General features: G+C 60.5%; 5 protein-coding genes. 1 reads left to right on the forward strand and 4 read right to left on the reverse strand.

Annotation, left to right across the window (positions count from 1 at the left end):
* Together purE and AC1XOS_RS19215 are read right to left on the reverse strand one after the other, a co-directional pair.
* On the reverse strand, positions 1-442 hold a 442-nt coding region (purE, locus tag AC1XOS_RS19210), incomplete at its 3' end, for a 5-(carboxyamino)imidazole ribonucleotide mutase (protein WP_481963836.1).
* Positions 443-472: 30 nt separating this feature from the next.
* On the reverse strand, positions 473-1,846 hold the full coding sequence (locus tag AC1XOS_RS19215) for a hypothetical protein (RefSeq protein WP_481963832.1): 1,374 nt from the start codon (positions 1,844-1,846) through the stop codon (positions 473-475).
* A 343-nt stretch (positions 1,847-2,189) separates the two neighbouring features.
* On the opposite strand from AC1XOS_RS19215, the gene AC1XOS_RS19220 reads away from it, so the two are divergent.
* Positions 2,190-3,344, forward strand: coding sequence for an isocitrate/isopropylmalate dehydrogenase family protein (locus AC1XOS_RS19220; RefSeq protein WP_481963833.1), 1,155 nt, complete (start codon positions 2,190-2,192; stop codon positions 3,342-3,344).
* A gap of 168 nt (positions 3,345-3,512) precedes the next feature.
* On the opposite strand, the gene AC1XOS_RS19225 is transcribed toward AC1XOS_RS19220, so the two are convergent.
* On the reverse strand, positions 3,513-4,295 hold the full coding sequence (locus AC1XOS_RS19225) for a hypothetical protein (RefSeq protein ID WP_481963834.1): 783 nt from the start codon (positions 4,293-4,295) through the stop codon (positions 3,513-3,515).
* Positions 4,292-5,410, reverse strand: a 1,119-nt coding sequence (locus AC1XOS_RS19230; protein WP_481963835.1) for an amidohydrolase family protein, incomplete at its 5' end; no start/stop codon positions are given. The genes AC1XOS_RS19230 and AC1XOS_RS19225, both read right to left, overlap by 4 nt.

Raw genomic sequence — 5,410 nt, forward strand, 5'->3', positions numbered from 1 at the left:
TTTTGCGGAAGGCCTGGAGCTTTGCGCGTAGCTCGGGGCGGGAGTTGGAGAGGATCGCGATAGCTAGGAGTGCGGCGTTGATCGCGCCCGCCTTGCCGATCGCCAGCGTTCCTACGGGAATCCCCCCCGGCATCTGGACAATGGAGAGAAGTGAGTCCTGGCCCTTGAGTGCATGGCTCTCGACGGGTACCCCCAGCACAGGAAGTACGGAAAACGCGGCGGCCATTCCCGGAAGATGCGCTGCGCCGCCCGCTCCCGCGATAATCACTTCAATCCCGCGTCCCTCCGCGCTCTCGGCGTACTCTTTTAGCAAGTCGGGGGTGCGGTGGGCACTGACAATCTTGCACTCGTGGGCGACACCAAACTGCTCCAGAGTCTCGTGGGCATGGCGCATGGTGTCCCAGTCGCTGATGCTGCCCATGATAACCCCAACTAAAAACATCTCTTCATTCACCCAGGCATTGTACCCTCACTATGAGCCTGAGATGTCGTCGCCGCCCCCGTGCTCATCCACCCCATTTGGCCCCACCGACCAGACCTTGCCTGTTTTCGTATCGGAGTGAAGCGGCTCCAACCCCGTTTCGGAAAAAGCATCAGCAGGGAGCTTTAAGCCGCTCTTTGCCTGCCGCATCAGAGCGGCTTGGAGCAGTGCCAGCTTTACCGAACGCTCCGCATACCCACGCTCGACCCGCCGCGTGTTGGGCGTCATGAGCTGCACCAGATCACTCTCCGCCGGAGCTAAATCAACCCGTTTTGCCTGCTGATACGGCAGACGGAACTTCTCCAGCACGCTATTCTGGTAGCCCATCACTTGATCCACAAGCCCCTGCTTGCCGTAGCGCATCAGCTCCGCAAAGTAGGAGGGAATCGCTGTCTGGCTGCTAGAAGAGAAGGCCATGAGGGGGAGCGTGCCACTCGGGTCTTGGAAGAGCTGCCCGAGAAGGCTCCGGTTCTGGCGCATCTCGCCCTGCCACATCTCCTCCCGTGTCGTTCTCCGGGCGCGAATCTTCTGAAGTCGCGCGAGGGCGTTCTGAGCCTGCTCGGGCGTGAGTTTGGCGACGTTGCGGGTTGCTTCGGAGATACCAATGCCAAGCACCAGCTCGCCGATCATGGGCTGGACGAGAGAGTCGCTCCCATGACTGATCTCTGTTCCGAGCTGGGCGGCATCCAGCGACGCGCCTAGCGCACCGACAAAATCGCCCGCTTCTTCTTTCAATCGAGCTTCGTCGGCAAGCCCACGCCCCAGAGTACGCATTGCGATAAAGTTCATCACGGGTGCCTCCATACCTGAGCGAAATGGCTGCCCTTTCCATAAGCGTGTCTTTGGCCCCTCATACTGGTACGGCAAGCCCTCCCGAATCAGCTTCAGCGAGGGAGCCAGTTTCGTCACGGCCTCGACACGCTGTTCGCGCGTGTCCACATCAGGCCCCCCTAAACTCTGTGACTGTGAGTACGGATAGCCGGTCATCTCCACAGGCAGGGCATCTACAGCGGCCATGAAGAAGGGGCCCGCACTCCTACCCGTTTGTGCCGTCTCCACTCTTGGCGGGTACGGAATCACAGGGGCTTGATTGGCCCAGTACCAGCGTCCGCCAAAGAGCAGTGCGCCAGAGAGCAATACCAGTGCCCCTTTTTTGCTAAGCCGCTGCCCCTTCAGTCGCATGAAGCCGCGCTGGAGAAACTGCCGCCGCCGCGATTTTAGAGTCACCGCACTGCGCCGAAAGTTGGGGATCGGGTCATGGGTGCGAATGGCCTCGGTTGCGACCTCGGCCTCTAGGACTGCGGGAGCTGTGGTGACGGGCGCTTTATAGCTCGACTTCTCTTCTTCTTTAAGCTGTTGTTTCATCGTTTAGCCCCATGGGAATTCTTTCAAGCTATCGTCGCCCGCACCGTGCTCGTCAAGACCTTTGCCCCCCACCGACCAGAGCTTTCCGGTTGTCGGGTCGTAGTGTAAGCTCTCAGCTCCCGTGGAGGAATAGAGACGGGAAACTTGCCCTGATGCTCTGCTTTGTAGCCTTGCAGCGCCAGCTCCAGCAGTAACTTTCGTGCCTTAGCGGTTCGATAAAAGTACTCCCCTGTTTTAGACGCATACTAGCATCTTCGGCAGGAGGCCATTAGGAGTGTAGGTTTGGTACAATACGTCCTGAGAGCCTGCGCGATGTGGGCAAGGAAACTTTTAGGAGCAAATTGTGGCAGTTCATAATGTGACGCTGATTCGTGGCGACGGAACCGGGCCGGAGCTAGTTGAGGCAACCCGTCGGGTTTTAGAGGCAGCTGTGGCGACCAGTGGGTCGTCGTTTAACTGGGATGTGGTTGAGGCAGGGGTAGACATCATGGAGACGGCGGGGACGCCGCTTCCGGACAACGTGCTGGAGTCGTGCCGCAAGAACAAAGTGGCGCTCAAAGGCCCGATCACCACGCCGATTGGTACCGGCTTCCGGTCTGTCAACGTGGCCCTGCGCAAAGAGCTCGACCTCTACGCCTGTATCCGCCCGTGCAAGACCTACGAGGGTGTGCGCTCCCGCTACGACAATATTGACATCGTGATCGTGCGTGAGAACACCGAGGATCTCTACGCCGGCGTTGAGTACGACCTGGGCAGCGACGAGGCCAATCTGATCATCAAGATGGCGGGTGGCAAGATCCGCTCTGACTCCGCGATCTCGATCAAGCCCTTCTCCGTGACCGGCGTGCGCCAGATCATCAAGGTGGCCTTTGACTACGCCATTGAGAACAACCGGAAGAAAGTGACGGCGGTCTGTAAGGCCAATATCATGAAGTACACCGACGGCATGTTCTACAAGATCGCCCGTGAAGTGGCCGCAGCCTACGGTGCGACGTTTGCGCCCGGCACCCCCGCCGCCGCACAAGCCGATCCCACGCTCGCCGACTGTGCAGGCAAGGGCGCAGGGATTGTCTATGATGAGTGGCTGGTCGATGCGATGTGCATGCAGCTCGTGCAGAAGCCTGAGAACTACGATGTACTCGTGATGCCCAACCTCTACGGCGATATCCTCTCCGACCTAGGCGCAGGCCTTGTTGGTGGACTCGGCGTCGCGCCTGGTGCCAATATCGGTGCGGACTGTGCGCTCTTTGAGGCGACCCACGGCTCCGCGCCCAAGTACAAGGGCCAGAACAAGGTCAACCCGACCGCGCTGATCCTCTCGGGCTACCTGATGCTCAAGTACCTGAAGGAAGACGCCGCCGCCGAGCGCCTGGAGAACGCGATCAAGAAGGTCATCGCCGAGGGCGTGAGTGTCACCTACGACATGAAACCCGACCGCAACGACCCCACCGCCGTCGGTACCGCCGAGATGGCCGACGCCATTATCGCGGCTCTGTAATTCCGGGCGTTACGTTTTCGGGCGTTACGTTTCCGGGCGGATAAATCGGCCCGCTGTTGCGGCAAGACCCCTCAAGGGGCCTCGTTGTGATGGCGGGCTTTTTCACCGATAGTTGCACCATGAAGCCTACGGACAAGCCACCCCATAAGCTCCAAGTGACTTTACTCTTCAGAGTTTTCGGGCTGCGCTCAGCTCATGGGTCGCAAGTGCGGCAACCTGGCTCACATCGCTGACGGGGGCACCGGCGCGGACGCGGATCGGCTTGCCATCGCTGGTGATTCCTAAGGCAAAGAGATAGAGAAAACGATCACTGGAGAGAGCGCAGGCGGTAACAAGGGCTCCCGGATTGAGCCGTGCAAACTCCCGCTCACAGATCAGCTCACGACGCGTCGGGAAGTGATCACAGGCGGCGTTGACATCCGCGCATCTCTCCAGATCGTCCTTGTGGCAGAGCACCACGGTTCCTCCCTGCCCTATCGCGGGCATAAAAAGCTCGGGAGCAAAGATCTCGGTCGCGGCCTCGGAAAGCCCTAGGCGGGAGAGATCGGCGTAGCCCACGATCACGGCAGCAACCTCGCCCCGATCCAGCGTAGAGAGCTGCTCTTCAAAGGTGCCGGAAAGCACGACGAGCTCCAGATCGGGCCGGAGGGTGGCAAGCTGTGCCTGACGAAGGGGCGTGCTTGCGCCCACCCGTGCTCCGATTGGCAGCTGCTCCAGCGTGCCGATTCCCGGGGCAACCAAGGCATCACGAATATCGCCACGCTCACAGAAGGCGGCGGGCTCTAGGTCGGTGGGAAAGTCCTCGGCAGAGAGCGCGGCAGCGTCTGCCTCACCCGCACGCACGGCGGCGGCGGGATCGGGGCAGGCAAGCACCGTTGCCCCCCCCAGAAGCTCACCCACCCACGCGCCACGCCACGCCCCCAGATCATCGTTGTGTACGGCTATTGTCATTTGGACTTAGGCCGTGACCGCCAGCGCTCGTAGAGGCCGGACTGCTTGCTGGAAAGATTGACGGGCTTGCCTTCCACAAATGCCTGCCGAACCTGGGTCATGACCTCGAAAATATCGCCGTTGGTCACCACCAAGTTCGCGTCTTTTCCCGGCTCGATACTTCCTAGGCGACTACCCGCGCCGAGAATCTCCGCCGCGCCAAGCGTGATGGACTTCAGCGCCTCTTCCCGGCTGAGGCCAAAGGCCGCCGCCATTGCCGCGTGCTGTGCAAGATTGCGAACTTTCTGGGACTCTCCGCCACCTGTGATGGCAAACTTCACCCCTGCTTTTGCCAGACGGGCGGGAAGCGTAAAGGAGTCATCATAAGGGGCATCTAGCTTGCGCGGCAGGGCCAGTGTCGGGCCGAGGAGCACGGGGACATTTTCTTTGACGAGAAGCTCCGTGCACTCATCGGCTTGGTTTCCTCCCACAATCACCAGCGGGAAGCCTTCTTTCTTCGCCCAGCGCACCGCCGACTCGATCTCTTTCTTGCTGTTGGCGTTCACAAAGACAGGCACCTTGCCTTCGAGCACCGGGAACATGGCCTCGAACTTTAGGTCTCGCGGGGTCTTGGGGTTGGTGTTTCGTGCCTGTTGGTAGCGCCGCGCCTGCTCCAAGAAGTCGGCGACAGGCTGCAACGGGTCACTGGCAATAGGAGTCGCACCCAGAGCCCCCTGACCACGTCGGCCCACAAACGGCGGCTGGGCGGCACCCGCTCGGTTGAGGTCGTCATCCTCATCATCGTTGTGGCTATCATCGTGATGGTGTGAGCCAAAGCGCCGTCCGCCGCCGCCACCTGGCAGCGTGGTCAGAAGCCCGACGAGTGGGTCGAGCGACATCTCCTCCCATGTCCAGCCATCTAGGTTGATGAGCGCTCCCATCCCCGAGAATGTCCCGCCAGATGGTGCCACCAGCGCACTCAGAATCCCCTCAGCCCTTGTGACTTTGATCGCCTCAGAGTCTGGGTTAATGACGTGGGCTGCAAACAGCTCGGGCGTGTAGGTGCCTTGCTCGCTCAGATCCTGAGTCTCGCGACGGGAGTCGATCTCGTTGGCCCCAAGCGTGGTATTGGCATC

The organism is Armatimonas sp., from assembly GCF_964826245.1.